The sequence below is a fragment of the Variovorax sp. Soil_C_12 genome (assembly GCF_057657375.1).
Genome location: NZ_JBDGIO010000001.1, coordinates 700751 through 718948, shown reverse-complemented (window position 1 = coordinate 718948; position 18198 = coordinate 700751). Strand labels below are relative to the sequence as shown.

The following is an 18198-nucleotide window of genomic DNA, read 5'->3' as shown; positions in this document are numbered from 1 at the left end:
CTGAAAGCCTGTCAGTCGGTACCGGGTGCCGAGGCATCCTGGAAGCCAAGAATGGCTTTGGTTTCCAGGTACTCCTCGAGACCTTCTATTCCGTATTCGCGGCCATTTCCCGACCGCTTGTATCCGCCAAAGGGGGCATGGGGATTCCAGGCCGGATAGTTGATATGCACCTGCCCGGAGCGGATGCGGGCCGCGACGGCGCGCGCCGCGCCGAGGTCCTCGCCTTGCACGTGGGCGCCCAGGCCGTAGACGGTGCCATTGGCGATCTCCACAGCCTCGTCCACGCTGTCATAGGGGATCAGCGCGAGCACCGGCCCGAAGATCTCCTCCTGCGCGATCTGCATTTGAGGATGCACCGCGGTGAAGATGGTCGGTCGGCAGTAGAAGCCGCGGCTTAGAGCCTCTGGCCGTCCGAGGCCGCCACAAATGAGCCGCGCGCCTTCGGCGATTCCGATGCTGATCATTTCCTGCACCCGATTGAACTGCGCGCGATTCGCCACCGGGCCATGCGTGGTCTGCTCTGAACGCGGATCGCCCACGAAGATGCGGGATGCCGCTTCGAGCGCGATCCGTTCGACCTCCGGCAGGTGCGCTCGGGGCACGATCATGCGCGTCGGAGCGCTGCAGGATTGGCCAACGTTGCGGAAGGCGGCCGCCACGCCTGCCGGTACGGCACGCGCCAGGTCGGCATCCGGCAGGATGAGGTTGGGCGACTTCCCGCCGAGTTCCTGGGCCACGCGCTTCACCGTCGGGGCCGCCGCTTGGGCAACGAGGACACCGGCTCTTGTGGAACCAGTGATCGAGATCATGTCCACGTCCGGATGCGCCGACAGCGCGGCGCCGACCTCCGGCCCGTTGCCGCTCACCAGGTTGAACACGCCCGGCGGGATGCCGGCGTCTTGCATCACCTCCGCAAAGAGCAAGGCGCTCAGGGGCGACAGCTCGCTGGGCTTCAGGACGACCGTACATCCCGCCGCCAGGGCGGGGCCGACCTTGGCGGTGATCTGGTAGAGCGGCCAGTTCCATGGGGTGATGAGGCCGCACACGCCGATGGCCTCGCGCATGATGGCCATGTCCCCGCGATGGGTGACAAACGAATAACCGACCAGATTGTCGCGGGCCACGCGGATGTGCTGCGCCGCAGACGGCACCTGTGTGCTGCGCGCAAAACCGATGGCAGCGCCCATTTCCAACGAGATCGCTTGAGTGAACAGTTCCGCGCGCTCGAGGATCAGGGAGTGAACGCGATCAAGAAGCAAGGCCCTGCTCTGGGCAGAACTCACGGACCAGGTGGCGAAAGCGCGCCGCGCGGCGGCCACCGCCGCAGCGACGTCTTGCTCAGTTCCCAGCGCGATCTCCGCGACAGGCTCCTCGGTCGACGGGTCGATGACAGAGCTTCGAGCTTGCCCCTGGGGCACGACCCACTCGCCGTCGATGAACACGCGATCCAGGCGGCCGGTGCTCCTGAGGCGTTCGACGATGGAGGAGTTCATGGATTCGGCCTTTCGGAAACGCGACGTGAGGCTTGTGCATTGCCATCCATAAAGGCGTGGCCACGGAGGCTTCGTAATGCGGTGGGGTGCTTCATGATGGGGCTGAGGTCGGGCCTTTGGATGTCCAAAAGTCTAGGCTGCGTGCCCTTCGCGCCGATGCTTCAATGAGGGTCTTGCACAAAGCAGGCTGCGGTTGTGCGAGTCGCTGCAGCAGATCCTGCCGTCGTGCATGCGTCAGGGGCCTTTACATCGGACGCACTCGACCGGTTGCGACCGCGCCCGGCAGTCCTGGCAGGCGCCCATCAGGCAGAAGCCGGCGCGCGGCACGTCGCCGAACTCGCTTTCGCCCACCCGCCGGCCGTGGCTGAGCAGCGAATCGCTTCGGCGGGCGCAGCTCCTCGGCCCCGGCCGCTCAGCGGCCCGCGCAGTCCCGTGCGCAAGCACGCGCAGGCTGCTTATGAATGATGGGGTCGGTCCGGGGCGAGGCGCAAGGCCACGCGTTCTGCAAAGCCGGTCAGAAGACGCGCGTCGGCCGAATGGAACCAGGTGACGGCGCCGTTGCGGCGCCGCACCAGCAGGCGGGGCGCGATGATGCGGTCGACCCAGGGCCAGTGCACCAGCTTGAGCTGCGCCACGTTCGCCGCGCTCTCGCGCTTGTTCCACAGCCAGGTCTGCGTCAGCACGTCGCCTTCGAGCCGCGTGCGGCTGTAGACGATCCAGTAGCCGACCCACGCGATGCAGACCGCGGCGCCGCCGAACAACAGCAGGCCCGGCGTCGACCACTCGGCGCTTCGCAGTGCGGGCAGGCTCCACAGCCCGAATGCGATCAGGTCGACGATCAGCACCACCGCCAGGATCCGCACCAAAGGCGGGTAGGCGGGGCTCTCGAGCGGCCCGCCCGCGTCGGCCTCGGGTGCGCTCACTGCTTGCTGTCGGCCCCGGGCGCCGGCGCCGGCACTTCGGGCTCGGGCATCGGCAGCGCGTCCGGCTCGGCGGACTTCTTGTTGCCGAAGGGGTCGTCCATGTTGATGCCGCCGCTGTCGGGGCCCTGCAGGTCGGCCGGCATCTCCAGCTTGATCTTGTCGACGTCCACCTCGACCTTCTTGTCGAGGAACACGGTGACGGTCTGCGGGAAGAAGATCACGATCGCCACCAGCAGCAGCTGCAGCCCGACCCAGGGAATGGCGCCCAGGTAGATGTCGCGCGACTCGATCTTGCGCGGCAGCGCGCCGTTCTTGAACAGCGTGTCGGCGATGCCGCGCAGGTAGAACAGCGCAAAGCCGAAGGGCGGGTGCATGAACGAGGTCTGCATGTTCACGCACAGCAGCACGCCGAACCACACCATGTCGATGCCCAGCTTGGCCGCGACGGGCCCGAGCATCGGCAGGATGATGAAGGCGATCTCGAAGAAGTCGAGGAAGAAGGCCAGGAAGAAGACGAAGACGTTGACCGCGATCAGGAAGCCGATCTGCCCACCCGGCAGGCCCGAGAGCAAGTGCTCGATCCACTTGGCGCCGTCGACGCCCTGGAACACCAGCGAGAACACGCGCGAGCCGATCAGGATGAAGACCACCATGGCGGTGAGCCGCATGGTCCCGTTCATCGCCTCCTTGAGCATCGGCCAGTTCAGCCGCCGGTGGATGGCGGCCAGGATCAGCGAGCCCACCGCACCCATCGCGCCGGCTTCGGTCGGCGTCGCGATCGCGTGGTCCATGAAGGGCAGTCCGCCCATCGAGCCCAGCACCGCGAAGATCAGGATCGCCGAGGGGATGATGCCGCGCAGGCACTTGCCCCACAGCGCCCAGCCCTCCAGCGTACGCGCCGAGGCCGGCACGCCCGGCACGTAGCTCGGGCGGATGCGCGAGACCAGGAAGGTGTAGATCGCGAAGATCAGCACCTGCAGGATCGACGGCCCCCAGGCGCCCTTGTACATCTGGCCGACGTCGGTGCCGAGCTGGTCGGCCATCACGATCAGCACCAGCGAGGGCGGCACCAGCTGCGTGATGGTCCCCGAGGCGGCGAGCACGCCGGCGGAGTAGCGCATGTTGTAGCCGTAGCGCATCATCACCGGCAGCGAGATCATCGCCATGGCGATCACCTGGCCGGCCACGGTGCCGGTGATGGCGCCGAGGATGAAGCCCACGATGATCACCGAGTAGCCCAGGCCGCCGCGCACCGGGCCGAAGAGCTGGCCCATGGAGTCGAGCATGTCCTCGGCCAGGCCGCACTTCTCGAGCACCGCGCCCATCAGCGTGAAGAAGGGGATGGCCAGCAGCGTTTCGTTGGACAGGATGCCGAACACGTTGAGCGGCAGGTTGGCCATGAAGCCCGGCGGGAACCAGCCCATCTCGATCGCGATGAAGCCGCTCAAGAGGCCCAGCGCCGACAGCGAGAACGCCACCGGGAAGCCGATCAGCATGATCACCACCAGCCCCGCGAACATGATCGGGGCGAAATTTTCCATCTGCATTTCTTATCCTGGGAAGCGGTGCGATTGAGGGGGTGCTTACTGCACCGGCTTCTCGTAGTGCGTGTCCATCTCGATCAGGCCCCGCAGGTAGGCGATGCGCTTGATCACCTCGGCCACGCCCTGCAGGAACACGGCGCCGAAGCCCACGGGCATCATCAGCGCGGCCGGCCAGCGGATCAGGCCACCAATGTTTCCGGACATCTCGCCGCTCCTCAGCATGCCGAGGAAGAAAGGGAGCGTGAGCCAGAACAGCAGGCCCATCACGGGCAGCAGGAAGAAGAGCAGGCCGAAGAGATCGACATACACCGGCCCGTTGCGCTTGAGCTTGCCGTAGATGATGTCCACCCGCACGTGCTCGTTGAGCTTCAGCACCAGCGGCGCACCGAGCATCACGGTGGCGGCGAACAGATACCACTGGATCTCGAGCCAGGCGTTGGAGCTGAAGTCCAGGCCATAACGCACGAAGGCATTGCCGGCGGAGATCAAGGAGGCGGCGAGCACGGCCCAGGCCGCCAGCTTGCCGAGCTGTGCGCTGATCCAGTCCATGGCCAGCGCGAACTTGAGGAATGCGGACAAGGTATGTCTCTTTGGGGTGGTTTTAACGCCAGTCGGGTAGGGTCGGCGCAAAGCCCGCAATGTTACCGCGCCGCTGCCGAACGCCGGCCGGAGGCGGGCGGCGGGTTTACCCGGGGAGTCCCTCCGCGCCGCGCGCGTGGCCATAATGGCCGATGCCTTCGAGCCCGCCGTCCGGCACGCCTTTCGGCGCTTCCGGCCTGCCTCATTCCATCGACTCGCCCGAGATGCGCCGCGCAGGCCGCGAGCTGCTCTCGCTGGCCCTGATCGACGCGCGCAACCACACGCTGCACCTGCTGTCGCTCTACGAGCAAGCGCTGGGCTCGGGAATACTGGCCGTGCCGCGGCAGGAGGACATCGATCCGCCGCTCTGGCTGGCCGGCCACATCGGCTGGTTCGCCGAGTGGTGGATCGCGCGCAACACGCAGCGCGCGTTCGGTGCCGAATGCCCGGTGCGGCCGACGCGCCTGGCCGCCATCGAGCCGGAGGCCGACGGCTGGTGGAACCCGGCGCAGGTCGAGGCGAAGCAGCGCTGGTCGCTGGAGCTGCCCGACCTCGAGCAGACCAAGGCCTACCTGCTCGACACGCTGGAGAGCACGCTGGAACTGCTGGAGCATGCGGTCGAGACCGATGCCGGCCTCTACTTCTACCGGCTGGCGCTGTTTCACGAAGACCTGCGCGGCGAGCAGCTGGTGGTGATGGCGCAGACCCTCGGCCTGCCGTTGGGCATCGAGGCGCGGCCCGCGCCGGTGGAGCACGAGCCACTGGTGCTGCCGGCCACCGCATGGACGCTTGGTTTCGACGAGGCCGGCTTCGCTTTCGCGCAGGAGCGCGGCCGGCGCATGCTGGAGGTGCCGGAGTTCGAGATCGATGCCCAGCCCGTCACCTGGAGCCAGTACGTGGAGTTCGTCGACGACGGCGGCTACGACCGCGAGGAACTGTGGCTGCCGGGCGGGCTCGCCTGGCTCGCGGCCCAGACCGAGGGCCGGCGCGGCCCGCGCCATGTGGAGCAGATCGGCGCGGCGCGCCGCGGCAGCGGCGGCTCGGTGCTGCAGCAGCGCTTCGGCCGCCCCATGCGCGCGGCCGGCAACCAGAGCGTGGTGCATGTGAGCTGGTGGGAGGCCGACGCCTGGGCGCGCTGGGCCGGGCGCCGTCTCGCGACCGAGGTCGAATGGGAAATCGCTGCCCACCAGGCCGCGCGGCGCGGCTTCCGCTGGGCCGACGTGCACGAGTGGACCGCGGGCACCCTGCAGCCTTGGCCCGACTTCCGCGCCGACCCCTGGAGCGCGGGCACCGAGTTCGACCCGCAGCCCGCCTTCGGCACGGCGCGCGTACTGCGCGGCGCTTCTGCTGCGACCCGCGCGCGCCTGCGTTCGCCCAAGCGCCGCGGCTTTGCCTGGCCGGAGCGGGACGACGGGTTCTTCGGATTTCGCACCTGCGCGTTCTGATAGCGGCCTCGGCCGGCGCGCTGGGGAAACCGGGATCCGCACCTAGGCAGCTGGTGCTGGATCACCGCTTCCCATGCGCCGGATTCGCCACCTGCCGCAGCGTCTCGAACACCAGCCTTCGCGGCGCGATCCGCCACCCCAGCTGTTTCTCCGCCGCGATGACCGCGCGCATCGCCAGCAGCGAGTGCCCGCCCAGATCGAAGAAGTTGTCGGAGGCCGCAACGCGGTCGATGCCCAACAGTTCCGCCCAGATCGCGGCGATGGCCTTTTCCTCGTGCGTCTCCGGCGCCAGCCAGGCACGGGACGCCGGGCGGGCCATCTCGATGTCAGGCGCCGGCAGCGCGCCGCGATCGATCTTGCCGTTCGGCAGCAAGGGCAGCGCGGGCAAGGCCACCAGGTGCTGCGGCACCATGTAGTCGGGCAGCTCCGTTCGCAGATGCTCCCGCAGGGCGCCCGTATCGCCGTCGCCCTCGCGCAGCACCACGTAGCCCACCAGCCGCACATCGTCCTCGCGTTCGGCCCGCGTGACGACCACGCATTGCGCCACCGCCGGATGGCCGAGCAGTACCGATTCGATCTCGCCCAGCTCGATGCGGAAACCCCTCACCTTGACCTGGTGGTCGAGCCGCCCCATGTGCTCGAGCACGCCATCGTGACGCCAGCGGCAAAGGTCGCCGGTGCGATACAGCCTGGCGCCGGGCTCGTCCCCCCACGGATCAGGCACGAAGCGCTCCGCGCTCAGGGCCTCGCGCCCGTGGTAGCCGAGGGCCACGCCCAGGCCGCCGATGCAGGCCTCGCCCGGCACCCCGATCGGACAGGGCTGGCCGTTGGCGTCGAGGATCCACACGGAGGTGTTGGCGATGGGACGGCCGATCGAGATGCCCTCCCGCGGCGATTGCACCTGCCAGCAGGTGGACCAGACAGTGGTCTCGGTCGGGCCGTACATGTTCCACAGCGCGGCCGTGCGCTCCATCAGCTGGTCGGCCAGCGCCGGCTGAAGCGGCTCGCCGCCGATCAGGGCGCGGAAGCCGGCCGCACCAGTCCAGCCGGCCTCGATCAGCGAGCGCCAGGCCGAAGGCGTGGCCTGCATCACCGTGACGGCATGGCGCTCCAGCAGCGCGTGCAACTGCGCCGGATCACTCACCTGCTCGCGGTCGGCGATGACGATCTGCGCACCGACCGCCAGTGGCAGGAGCAGCTCCAGCACCGCGATGTCGAAGGAGAGCGTGGTGACGGCCAGCAGCCGATCGGTCTCGCGCAGCCCCGGCGTGCGCGCCATCGCAGCCAGGAAGTTGACCACCGCCCGATGCGGAACGGCCACCGCCTTGGGTTTGCCGGTCGATCCGGAGGTGTAGATCATGTAGGCGGCATCGAGCGGCCCGGCGTCGCGCGCGGCGTCGGGCGGCAGGGGCTCGCTCGAGGCGCCGGCGATGAAGGCCGGATCGTGCGGATCCACCAGTGGCACGCCGGCATCTGCGAAGGGAGGCGCCAGCTCCGGCGGCACCAGGATGGCAGACAGCGCCCCGTCGGACGCCATGTAGCGCAGCCGCTCGACCGGAAACGCCGGGTCCAGCGGCACGTAGGCGGCGCCCGACTTCAGCACGCCGAGCTGCGCCGCGACCATGCCCGCATCGCGCGCGACGCACAGCCCGACCCGATGGCCGCGGCCGATGCCGCGCGCGCGCAGCGCATGCGCCAGCACGTTCGAGCGGGCCTCGAGCTGCCCGTAGCCCGTGGCGCGGCCGGCGGCATCGACCACCGCGACGCGGTCGCGCAGCCCCGCCTCGCCGACGCGCAGATGCCGATGCACCAGCAGCTGCGGCGGCAGCGGGCGCTGCGTGGCATTCCATCCATCGCGCAGCAAGGCCAACTGCGCCGGCGTCACCATCGAATAGCGTGACAGGGGCCGCGCGGAATCGGCCAGGGCTTCCTTGACCAGCGCCAGGTAGTTCTCGAGCATCCGCTGCGCGCTCTCCCGCGCATACAGGTCGGTCGAGTATTCGAGGTAGATGCGCTGGCCGAACTCGGTGTCGACGTGCATCGACAGGTCGAACTGCGCGGCGGTGTGCTCCAGCTCGAATTCCTCGGCGCTGAATTCGACCGGGGCCAGCCGTCCGAGCGGTGCGTTGAGCACGTTGAAGAGCGTGCGCACCAGCCCTTCGGGTTGCGCGACGCGGTCTTGGCCCAGCACCTCGACGAGCTCGTCGAAGGGCGCATCCTGGTGGGCATAGGCATCCAGCGCCGTCTTGCGCACGCGCCGCACGAGCTCGACGAAGTCCGGGTCGCCCGCGAGGTCGGTGCGCATCACCAGCGTGTTGACCAGGGTGCCGACCAGCTGTTCGGTGGCGAGGCGGTGCCGGTTGGCGATGGGCGTGCCGACCGCGATGTCGCTGCTGTTCGCGTGCCGCGCCAGCATCAGCTTGAAGGCCGCGAGCAGGACGACGAAGGGTGTCGTCCCGTGCCGGCCGCAGAAGTCGTGCAGGTGCTCGCGCAGCGTCTGCGGCAGGGTCGCGGCGACCAGGCTGCCGCGGAAGGTGGGCAGCTGCGGCCGCGGGTAGTCGGTCGGCAGGTCGAGCCGCTGCAGGCCGCGCAAGCGCCCGACCCAGTAGTCCATCTCGTGGTGGCGCTGCGCCACGGCCTCGGGCGAGCGCTGCCAGGCGGCGTAGTCGGCGTACTCGATGCGCAGCGCGGGCAGCTCCGGCGCATGGCCCGCCTTCAGGCTCGCGTACACCTCCAGCAGCTCGCGCATCAGGATCGCCACCGACCAGTTGTCGGTGATGGCATGGTGCAGCAGCCACAGCAGCACGTGGTCTTCATCGCCGAGCAGCACCAGCGTCGCATGGTGCAGCGGCGCCTTCGTGAGCTCGAAAGGCGTCGCCACCCGGTCGCGCAGGACGGACCGCGCCGCGGCCACGCGCTCGCCGGACTGCAGCATCCGAAGATCGATGCGCTCGATCGCCGCGCCGGCAGCCGGCGCGATGACCTGCGCCGGCTCGTCCTCGTGCAGCACGAAGTGGGTGCGCAGGCCTTCGTGGCGTTCGACCAGTGCATCGAGGGAGCGTTGCAGCAGCTGGCGGTCGAGCGGGCCGCGCAGGCGCAGCGTGACGGCCACGTTGTAGGCCACGGAGGCCGGATCGAACTGCTGGATCACCCACATGCGCCGCTGCGACAGGGACACCGGCAGCGGACCGCCCCGCGGCACGCGCGGGATCGACGCCAGCGCCGCCGAGGGCTTGCCGGCCAGCCGCTGGTCGATCCACGCCGCGAGCTCGGCGATGGTGACGTGCTCGAAGAGCGCGGCCAGCGGCATATCGATGTCGAGCCGCTCGCGCACGCGCGACGCCACCTGCATGGTCATGAGCGAATGGCCGCCCAGCTCGAAGAAGCTGTCTTCCACGCCGAAAGCCGTGCTGTGCAGCACGTCGCGCCAGATCTCCCAGATCATTTCTTCGGTGCGATGGCGCGGCATCACCCGCTCGCGGCCCGCGTGTGTTTGCGGCGGCGGCAGCGCGCGGCGGTCGAGCTTGCCGCTGGTGGTCAAGGGCAGGGCGGGCAGCACGACGTAGGCGCCCGGCAGCATGTAGTCCGGCAGCAGCTGGCGCAGGTGCGTGCGCAGGCGCCTGACCAGGTTGTTCTCGTCGTGGGGCGATCCGGGCGCCTTCGCCACGTACGCGACCAGGCGCTTGTCCCCCTGCCTGTCCTCGCGCAGCACCACGGCGACATCGCCGACCGCGGGATGGCGCCCGATCTGCGCCTCGATCTCGCCCAGCTCGATGCGAAAGCCGCGCAGCTTCACCTGGTCGTCCTCGCGGCTCAGGTATTCGAGGCGGCCGTCGGCGTGCCAGCGGCCGATGTCGCCGGTCTTGTAGAGGCGCGCTTCGGGCCGGGCGTCGAAGGGGTCGGCCACGAAGCTGGTGCTGGTCATGTCGGGCTGAAGCAGGTAGCCGCGCGCCATGCCGGCGCCGCCGAGGTAGATCTCGCCCTTGACGCCGATCGGCTGCAGCCGGCGCTGGGCGTCCAGCACACGAACGCGGGTGTTCGCGATGGGGCGCCCGATGGACGGCAGCAGCGGCCAGCCCTCGGGCGGGCCGTCCAGGTCCAGCGCGGTGGCCACCGGGTACTCGGTCGGGCCGTACTGGTTCTGCAGCCGGCAGTCGCCCAAGCGCTTGAACAGGTCGCGGATCTCGGTGCCGATGCGCAATTGCTCGCCGCCGGTGATGACCTCGCGCAGCGCGGGCAACGGCGCCTTCGTCACCGCGGCCTCTTCCGCCAGGTGCTGCAGCGAGATGAAGGGAAGGATCAGCCGCTCGATGTGCTGCTCGCGCAGCAGGCGCAGCAGCGCACCCATGTCGCGGCGCGTGCTTTCGCTCACGGTCACCAGCGTGCCGCCGCCGCACAGCGTGGTGAAGACCTCCTGGAACGCGACGTCGAAGCCGATCGCCACGTACTGCAGGGTGCGCGGGGCGCTGCGCTGCGGGCGCTGCCGGGCCTGCCATTCGATGAGGTTGACCAGGGCCGAGTGCGGCATCGCCACGCCCTTCGGATCTCCGGTGGAGCCGGAGGTATAGATCACGTAGGCCAGGGGATCGTGCGCAGCTGCGGCAGGCGGGTTTTTCGAGGGCGAGATCTCCGGGGCCTTGGCCTCGGCCTCCAGCAGCATGAGCCGCGCGTGCAAGGGCGGCAGCACGCTGCGCAGCCGTTCCTGCGTCAACACGACGCGCGGCTTCGCGTCGCCCAGCATGCGGGCGATGCGCTCCGGCGGATCGGCCGGGTCCAGCGGGACGTAGGCGCCGCCGCTCTTGAGCACGGCCAGCATCGCGATCACCAGCTCGGCGCCGCGGGCCACGAAGAGGGCCACGCGGTCGTCCGCGACCACGCCGGCGGCGCGCAGCCGATGCGCCAGCCGGTTCGCCTCGCGCTCGAGTTCCGCGTAGCGCCAGCTGCGCTGCTCGTCCACCAGCGCGAGGGCCTCGGGCGTGCGCGCCGCCTGCGCCTCGAACAGGACATGCACCCGCGGCTGCGCGGGCAGCGGCGCGGGCGCATCGCCGAAGCCGCCGAGCAGCAGCGCGCGTTCCGCATCGTCGAGCATCTCGAGGTCGGCGACGCGCCGGGTTTCGTCGCTGGCCATGGCGCCGAGCAGACGCAGGAAGTAGCCGGTCCAGCGCTGCACCGTCTCGCGGTCGAGCAGCCCGGTGGCATAGGCGAAGCGGCCCACCATCCCGTCGGACGTCTCGCGCAGGACCACCGCCAGGTCCCAGGGCACGCTCTGGGGCGGGACCTCGACCAGCTGCAGGGTCGCGTCCGGCAGCTCGATGACTTCGGTGTCGAAGTTGTGCATCACCAGCAGCACCTGGAAGATCGGGCTGTGGCTCGGATTGCGCGCGGGCTGGACCGTCTCGACGATCTGCTCGAAAGGCACGTCCTGCCGCAGGTAGGCGGCCTGCGCGATGCCGCGCACGCGCTCCACCAGCTCGGCGGCGCTCGGGTTGTCGGCGAGGTCGACGCGCAGCGCGATGGTGTTGACGAAGAACCCCATCAGCTGCCGATAGGCCGCGCGGCGCCGGTTGGCCACCGGCATGCCGATCACGATGTCGCCCTGGCCGCTCAGGCGCGCGAGCAGGACCGACAGCCCCGCGTGCAGCACCATCGGCAAGGTGGCGTCGCGGCGCCGGGCCCAGGCGCGCAGGGCCTCGAGCAGGGGCGCCGGGAACACCATGTCGACCCGGTCCCCCGCGTGGCTCTGCAGCGGCGGGCGGGGGCGATCGGTGGGCAGCTCGAGCAGCTCGGGCGCGCCCTGCAGCTGGCGCCGCCAGAAGTCGAGCCGGGTCTGGCGCGTGCTCGACGAGGCGCGTTCGCGCTCCTCCTGCACGTGGTCCGCGTACTGCGCCTGCAACGGCGGCAGCGGGTCGGGGAGTCCCTGCACGAAGGCGGTGTAGAAGGCGGCGACATCGCGCATCAGGATCGCCGTCGACAAGCCGTCGGTCACCATGTGGTGCAGCGCCAGCACGAGCGTGTGGCGGTCGCCGGCGATGCGCAACAGCCGGCCGCGGATCAGCGGACCGGCGCGCAGGTCGAAGCGTGCGCCGCATTCCTCTTCGATCTGGCGGCGGCGCTCGGCCTCCAGGGCCGGGCCGGACAGGTGGCGAAGATCCTCCGTGCGCCATGCGAAACGCAGCGCGGGGGGAATGCGCTGCATCGCCTGCCCGTCGATCTCCATGACGGTGGCGCGCAGCACGTCGTGCCGCGCCATCAGGGCATCGAGGCTGCGCCTCAGGGCCTCTTCGTCCAGCGGCCCGCGGAACTCCAGTGCGCCCGAGATGTGATAGGCGTCCTGCACGCCCGCGTCGATCTGGTCCAGCAGCCACAGCCTCAGTTGCGCCGATGACAGGGGCAGCCGGCGTTCGCGCTGCGCGTTCGAAGGCCCGGGAGCGAAGGCAGGAGAAATCGTCAAGAGAAACCTCGGGAATGCGACGAGACGCGCGCAAGCAACAGGCGTGCATGCATGACCGTGTTCGCCGGATTCGCTGCACTCCCTCCGATCACGGTTTTGACACGTTTTGCGAGGTCGATGGGTAGGTGAAAACGTTAAACCATCTCGGAGAAAACGCCATCGAGCGACCTCGTCAGACCCCGCCTCATACGCGCCAACTCCGCGTCCCGGTACGTATTTCCCCGCACCGACAGGTCAGATTCCGTTCAGTGCCGGCGCACGAGCATCGGACCGCCCGGCAGTTCCCCGGCCGGGCGCATGAACGCACGGCGGCCTCTGCTCAAGGCATGGGTCGCTCGCCGAGAACCCGGAGACAACCGCATCCAGCCCCCATGAACAACCGAAATCTTTCCAGAGGACTTTTCCTCATCGCGATCTCGCTCGCCTTCGGCCTGCAATCCTTGCGTTACCCGATCGGTGATTTCAGCCGCGCCGGGCCCGGCCTGTTCCCGGCCCTGGTGAGCTTCCTGCTCTTCCTGATCGGCCTGGCGACCGTGATCCGCTCGCGCTTCGTCGAGCGCGTGCACCTGGACCTCAACTTCAAGAACATCGCCATCATCATCGCGAGCCTTTGCGGATTCGCGGTGATCTCGATGGTCGTGAACATGATCGCGGGCATCGTCTTCATGGTGTTCTTCTCCACCTTGGCCGGCACCTCCTATTCGTGGTGGCGCAACGTCAAGATCGCCGCCGGCCTGGTCACCATGGCCCTGGTCCTTCAAAAACTCCTCGGCCTGAACCTGCCGCTCTACTGATGGACGTCCTGCACAACCTGGCGTTCGGCTTCTCGCACGCCCTCACCATCCAGAACCTGATGTTCTGCGCCCTCGGCTGCACGGTGGGCACGCTTGTCGGCCTGCTGCCCGGCCTGGGGCCCCTGGCCACCATCAGCCTGCTGCTGCCGCTGACCTATTCCATCCCCACGGGCGGCGCGCTCATCATGCTGGCCGGCATCTACTACGGCGCGCAGTACGGGGACAGCGTGAGCGCCATCACGATGAAGATCCCGCACGCCAGCAGCATCGTGGCCTGCATCGACGGCTACGCGATGACGCTGAAGGGCAAGACTGGCTTGGCCCTGTTCACCGCCGGCGTCTCCAGCTTCATCGGCGGCACGATCGCCATCGTGGTGCTCGCCTGGATGGCGCCCATGCTCGGCGAAGTGGCCTTCCTGTTCGGCCCGGCGGACTACTGCGCCATGATGCTGGTGGGCTTCGTGTGCGTGAGCTTCGTCACCACCGGCAGCCTGCTCAACGGCCTGGCCATGTGCCTGATCGGCGTGCTGCTGGGGCAGATCGGGACCGACGTGAACAGCGGCACCGCGCGCTTCACCATGGACCTGCCTTTCCTGATGGACGGCGTCGGCATCGTGAGCATCGCGCTGGGCTGCTTCGGCATCGCCGAGATCACGAAGAACCTCGACGCCCGCGAGGAGCGCTCGCCCTTCAACGGCAAGATCCACCTGATCCCGACCTGGCAGGAGTTCAAGCGGATCATCCCCAGCGCCTTGCGCGGCGGGGCGATCGGCTCCTTCCTGGGCATCCTGCCCGGCGGCGGCCCGACCATCGCCCAGTTCGCCGCGTATGCGCTCGACAAGAAGGTCAGCAAGTACAAGCACGAGATCGGCACCGGCTGCATCGAAGGCGTGGCCGGCCAGGCCGCGGCCGACGAAGCGGCAGCGCGCACCAGCTTCATCCCGCTGATGAGCATCGGCATCCCCGAGAACCCGGTGATGGCGCTGATGCTGGCGGCCTTCGTCATCAAGGGCATCCAGCCGGGGCCGAACATGATCGCCAGCCACCCCGACCTGTTCTGGGGCCTGGTGGCCAGCATGTGGGTGGGCAACGTCTTCCTGCTGGTGCTGAACGTGCCGCTGGTGCGCTATTGGCTGTCGGTGTTCAAGATCCCCTACAGCGTGCTGTTCCCGTCGATCCTGTTCTTCTGCTGCATCGGCACCTACAGCGTGAACAACAGCCTGGAGGACATCTTCATCACGGCCGGGTTCGGCTTCATCGGCTACATGTTCATGCGGCTGGAGCTGGATGCCGCGCCGCTGATGCTCGGCTTCATCCTCGGCCCGATGCTGGAAGAGAACTTCCGCCGCTCGCTGCTGCTGAGCCGCGGGAGCTTCACGATGTTCTTCACCCGGCCCATCAGCGGGACCTTGCTGGCCTTGATTGGCGTCTTTGTCGCCTGGCAGGTGGTTGCGTTCTTCCTGCAGGCCCGGAAGAAGAGCGCCCTGCAGCAGCCGGTGGCATAGCGCAGCGCTCAGCGCGCCTCGCCGCGCGCCGACAAATCGCGGCGCACGATCTCCTGCACCAGCGCCTGGAACTGCCGGGCCATCGTGCTGCGCACCGCCATCCGGCTGACGAAGCGCGGCACCTGGAACCCCGGCACCAGCCGGCCGGAATAGCTCAGGCGCACCTCGCCGCCGGGGAGGATTTCAATGGCGTAGCGTCCTTCCAGCGACTGCAGGTTGCCGCCGACCGCATGCGCCACGATGCGCCGCGGCGGCGACTCGGCCACCGACAGCCGCACCTCGACCGGCTGGCGAAAGAACAGGAAGCCGAACTCGCCCGTCTGCTCGACCAGCACCTGGTCGCCGTCGCGGCGGATTACGCGCGAGCTGCGCATGTCGGGGATGAATTCGGCCAGGCGGTCGTAGTCGGAGATCACGGCCCACACGGTGCGCGGGTCGACCTGCATGTCGGCCGAGGCGGTGATGGTGATGAGTTCGCCTTCGCCTTCGGCCTCGAAGCGGATCGGCCCGGCGGCGACGGCGGGCTGTGCCGCGAGGGTCCCGGCCAGCAGCAGGCCAGCGGCAACGATGCGGCGGGGGCTCACGGCATCGACCCTGCGCGAACCCGTGCCTGCAGGTCGGCGGCCTCGGTGGCATGCAGGTTGAAGCGCAGGCTCAGGCGGTCCTGCACCTGGATCGCGCCGCCCAGCACCGAGAAGGGCACGATGCCGAATTCGGACTGGTCGAATTCCAGCTCGCCGCTGACCCTCATCTCGCCGCGTCCCGCAGCGACTCGCGCCGGCACCTCGAAGTGGCGGGTCTGGCCGTGCAGCGTGATGGCCACGTCCAGCCGCGCGTCGGCGCGTGTCTTCACGCCGATCAGCGCGAAGGGGAAGCGCTGCACCTCGAGCACCTTGTCGAGCATGTTGGTGCGCGTTGCCGCGATGTCGGCTTCGCCGGGTTGGGTGTCCAGGCCCGCCTCGGCGCGCAGCGCCGGCTCGTCGACCGAGAGCCCGGCGAGCGGCAGGTACAGGTCGGCGCGGCCGTCCCCGGGTGCGACCAGGCCCTGCACGCCGCGGCTGGCGACGACGTGGTCGTGACCCAGCCGCGCCAGCGATCCGCCGCGGCGCACGGTGATGGCGACCAGCGAGCGCGCGGGCTCGATGCGATAGACCGGCTGCCCGCGCGACAGCGCCTGCTCGTAGAACGCCCGCGGGAATTCGGCCGGGGCCGTGGCGGGCGGCTGGGGCGCGGCCTCGCGCAGCGGCGGCGTACAGGCCGCGAGCAGCGCGGCCAGCAGGGCGAGGGCGCAGAGAGCTCGCCGCGGCATCAGGAGGCCTTGCGGAGTCGGATGCGGAACTTGATCGTCACGTCAGGGCCGATGACGTTCGTCGCCGCCCACTCGCCGGTGCCGATGCCGAAGGGCAGCCGCTTCACCGTGAGCTCGCCCTGCATGCTGGCGCCATCGGCCGCGTCGCTCCAGCTGAAGGGCACCTCGACGGCCTGCTGCACCCCCTTCAGGCTCAGCGTTCCGCGCGCGAGGTAGCTGTTGCCCTGCACGCGGCGGATCTCGGTGGCGCGGAACTCGGCCTGGGGATGGCGTGCGAAGTCGAACCATTCGGGGCCGGCGATGGCCTTGTTGATGTCGGCATTCGCCATGTCGGCGCTCGCGACGCCGATGCGGACCTCGAGGCGGCCGTCGGCCGGGCGCTCGGGGTCGAAGTCCAGTCGCACCTCGAAGTCCTTGAACACGCCGGGCGCTGGTGTCTTTTCGAAGCTCGCGGCGAAATCGAGCCGGCTCGCGGCCGGGTCCATCTTCCACTCGGCGGCGAAGGCGGGCGCCAGCGCGGCCGAGGCGAGCAGCAGGGTGAGGCAGGCCAGGCGGGTCATGAAGCGCGTCTCCGGGTGGGCAGCATCCGCGTGAGCACCTCGTCGCGCTGGATGAAGTGATGCCGCAGCGCCGCGCCGATGTGCACGACCAGCAGGGCGGCGAGGGCGATGCCCAGCGAGAGATGCACGATCGCCGCGAGATCGGACGCGGCCTTGTCGGCTGCCGCGATCACCGGCAGCGGCCATTGCCAAAAGATGCGGAAGGGCATGCCGGAGGTCGACTGCACGACCCAGCCGCTCAGCGGCAGCGCGAGCATCAGCACATAGAGCAGCACGTGGCTGGCGTGCGCCGCGGCGCGTTCCCACGCGGGCATGTGCGCGGGCAGGGCGGGTGCCGGCGGCGCGAGCAGCCGCCACGCGAGGCGCAGCAGCACCAGCGCGAGCACCAGCACCCCGATGGACTTGTGCCAGACGAACAAATCCAGCTTGGTCGGCGAGAGCCGCCAGCCGACCGCCAGCCAGCCGAGCGCGAACTGGACGAGGATCAGCAGCGCGATCAGCCAGTGGAAGAACTTGACGCCGCCGTTCCAGGCGGGCGCCCGCTCGGCACGCGCGTTGGCGTCGATGGAGCTGGGTTTGGGCCGCATGCTGCGCTTGTACCGGCTGTGCCGCCTGCGTACAAGGGCTGCCGGCGTCGACGGGCCTTGGTTTTTCGCGGTTTCTATAACCAGATTCGGCTCGTTTGACAAGAGCACTTCTGAAGGAGGCGCCTGGCATGCCTGCGCGCCACACTCCTGCCCCGAGGACCCCCGGAAGCATGACGAAGAAGATCCAGCTCAACGACGAACAGTGGCGCACGCTCGAAGCGCTGCGCGACGCCCTCGCCAAGCGGCACCCCACCGAGACCATCAAGGTCTCCAGCCGCCTGCGCTCCAACGGCCTGGTGACCACCGACCGCCAAGGCACCTGCATGCTGACCGACCTGGGGCTCAGCCGCCTGAACCAGGGGCGCTGAGGCGGCCGGGAGCGGAAGGGGGCAGCGATGAGCGAGAGCCGATTCTCGCTTTTTGTCGCATTCGCCTGACATCGCCCCAAGGCATTTCTAGCATTCGACGGTCGCCGAACCCTCCCGGGTTCCATGCGCCTTGTCGAAGAACGGCTCTGGCGTTCGAAGAGCATGGGCACGGCTCGAGGCGGCATTGCCTGCCACGTGCGGCTCGCCCGCGTGGTCCTTGAACGACCGAGACCTTCCCCATGAACAGAACACATCGCAGCCTTTGGAACCGAGCGCTGGGCGCCTGGGTGGCTGCTCCGGAGAATGCCCGTGCGCGAGGCAAGCGCAGTCGTGTCGCGAGGGGTTGCGCGCTGACCGCCGCCATCTTGTGCACCGGCATGCCCGCCGCCCATGCATGTACCGCAGGCAGCACAGCCGAGTTGGCCGCCTGCATCACAGGCAACGATGCGGTCATCGATCTGACCGGGTCCATGACGCTGGGCGCGCACCTGCCGGTGGTGGAAGGCGGCGTCACCATCAGCCTCTACGGTGAAGTGGGCAAGCTGTGGGCCTCGGGTGGAGACACCCGCGTGAAGTCGCAGCTCAACGCCTCGGCGGGCCTGCGAGTGCGGTGGTAGCAGTGTCGTGAAAGGAACGAGCC

The 18198-nt window shown here is 69.1% G+C and carries 14 protein-coding genes and 2 pseudogenes; 6 read left to right on the top strand and 10 right to left on the bottom strand.

Annotated elements, in window-relative coordinates:
• Window positions 1–11: 11 nt before the first annotated feature.
• The 5 genes and pseudogenes from AC3A6X_RS03550 to AC3A6X_RS03530 form a co-directional block, all read right to left on the bottom strand.
• Complete coding sequence (locus AC3A6X_RS03550) at window positions 12–1493, bottom strand: aldehyde dehydrogenase family protein (protein ID WP_487840830.1); 1482 nt, start codon at window positions 1491–1493, stop codon at window positions 12–14.
• A gap of 282 nt (window positions 1494–1775) precedes the next feature.
• Window positions 1776–1868, bottom strand: a pseudogene (locus tag AC3A6X_RS03545) (2Fe-2S iron-sulfur cluster-binding protein); the annotation flags it as partial.
• A gap of 80 nt (window positions 1869–1948) precedes the next feature.
• Window positions 1949–2416: a hypothetical protein gene (locus AC3A6X_RS03540; RefSeq protein ID WP_487840829.1), complete on the bottom strand. Its 468-nt coding sequence runs from the start codon at window positions 2414–2416 to the stop codon at window positions 1949–1951.
• The gene (locus tag AC3A6X_RS03535) at window positions 2413–3963 is read right to left on the bottom strand and encodes a TRAP transporter large permease (protein WP_487840828.1); all 1551 of its coding nucleotides are present in this window, start codon (window positions 3961–3963) and stop codon (window positions 2413–2415) included. The genes AC3A6X_RS03540 and AC3A6X_RS03535 overlap by 4 nt, the downstream gene beginning before the upstream one ends.
• Window positions 3964–3999: 36 nt before the next feature.
• A complete protein-coding gene (locus AC3A6X_RS03530; RefSeq protein ID WP_487840827.1) occupies window positions 4000–4539 on the bottom strand; it encodes a TRAP transporter small permease subunit in 540 nt (179 codons plus the stop codon).
• Between the two features lie 152 nt (window positions 4540–4691).
• Here AC3A6X_RS03530 and AC3A6X_RS03525 point away from each other — a divergent pair, with 152 nt between their 5' ends.
• Entirely contained in the window at window positions 4692–5984 is a 1293-nt protein-coding gene (locus AC3A6X_RS03525) for an SUMF1/EgtB/PvdO family nonheme iron enzyme (RefSeq protein WP_487840826.1), read from the top strand.
• 61 nt (window positions 5985–6045) lie between these two features.
• Here the strand turns inward: AC3A6X_RS03525 and AC3A6X_RS03520 are convergent, their stop codons facing one another.
• Window positions 6046–12435: an amino acid adenylation domain-containing protein gene (locus AC3A6X_RS03520; RefSeq protein ID WP_487840825.1), complete on the bottom strand. Its 6390-nt coding sequence runs from the start codon at window positions 12433–12435 to the stop codon at window positions 6046–6048.
• Between the two features lie 371 nt (window positions 12436–12806).
• Here AC3A6X_RS03520 and AC3A6X_RS03515 point away from each other — a divergent pair, with 371 nt between their 5' ends.
• Window positions 12807–13229, top strand: a complete 423-nt coding sequence (locus AC3A6X_RS03515; protein ID WP_487840824.1) for a tripartite tricarboxylate transporter TctB family protein — start codon at window positions 12807–12809, stop codon at window positions 13227–13229.
• Window positions 13229–14734, top strand: a complete 1506-nt coding sequence (locus AC3A6X_RS03510) for a tripartite tricarboxylate transporter permease (protein ID WP_487840823.1) — start codon at window positions 13229–13231, stop codon at window positions 14732–14734. The genes AC3A6X_RS03515 and AC3A6X_RS03510 overlap by 1 nt, the downstream gene beginning before the upstream one ends.
• A gap of 8 nt (window positions 14735–14742) precedes the next feature.
• Here the strand turns inward: AC3A6X_RS03510 and AC3A6X_RS03505 are convergent, their stop codons facing one another.
• Genes AC3A6X_RS03505 through AC3A6X_RS03490 form a run of 4 tightly spaced genes read right to left on the bottom strand, consistent with a single transcriptional unit; the run spans window position 14743 to window position 17190 of the window.
• Window positions 14743–15318, bottom strand: a complete 576-nt coding sequence (locus tag AC3A6X_RS03505) for an SRPBCC family protein (RefSeq protein ID WP_487840822.1) — start codon at window positions 15316–15318, stop codon at window positions 14743–14745.
• Window positions 15315–16043, bottom strand: coding sequence for a YceI family protein (locus AC3A6X_RS03500; RefSeq protein WP_487840821.1), 729 nt, complete (start codon window positions 16041–16043; stop codon window positions 15315–15317). Before AC3A6X_RS03500 ends, AC3A6X_RS03505 begins: the two co-directional genes overlap by 4 nt.
• Complete coding sequence (locus AC3A6X_RS03495) at window positions 16043–16603, bottom strand: YceI family protein (RefSeq protein WP_487840820.1); 561 nt, start codon at window positions 16601–16603, stop codon at window positions 16043–16045. The genes AC3A6X_RS03500 and AC3A6X_RS03495 overlap by 1 nt, the downstream gene beginning before the upstream one ends.
• Window positions 16600–17190: a cytochrome b gene (locus AC3A6X_RS03490; protein ID WP_487840819.1), complete on the bottom strand. Its 591-nt coding sequence runs from the start codon at window positions 17188–17190 to the stop codon at window positions 16600–16602. The genes AC3A6X_RS03495 and AC3A6X_RS03490 overlap by 4 nt, the downstream gene beginning before the upstream one ends.
• A 170-nt stretch (window positions 17191–17360) precedes the next feature.
• On the opposite strand from AC3A6X_RS03490, the gene AC3A6X_RS03485 reads away from it, so the two are divergent.
• The 3 genes and pseudogenes from AC3A6X_RS03485 to AC3A6X_RS03475 all read left to right on the top strand — a co-directional run bounded on the left by AC3A6X_RS03485 (window position 17361) and on the right by AC3A6X_RS03475 (window position 18175).
• Window positions 17361–17558, top strand: coding sequence for a hypothetical protein (locus tag AC3A6X_RS03485; RefSeq protein ID WP_487840818.1), 198 nt, complete (start codon window positions 17361–17363; stop codon window positions 17556–17558).
• Between the two features lie 239 nt (window positions 17559–17797).
• Window positions 17798–17926 (top strand): annotated as a pseudogene (locus AC3A6X_RS03480) (ESPR domain-containing protein); the annotation flags it as partial.
• 51 nt (window positions 17927–17977) lie between these two features.
• Window positions 17978–18175 carry a hypothetical protein gene (locus AC3A6X_RS03475; protein ID WP_487841107.1) on the top strand — a complete coding sequence of 66 codons (198 nt, stop codon included), beginning with the start codon at window positions 17978–17980 and terminating at the stop codon, window positions 18173–18175.
• Window positions 18176–18198: the final 23 nt, after the last annotated feature.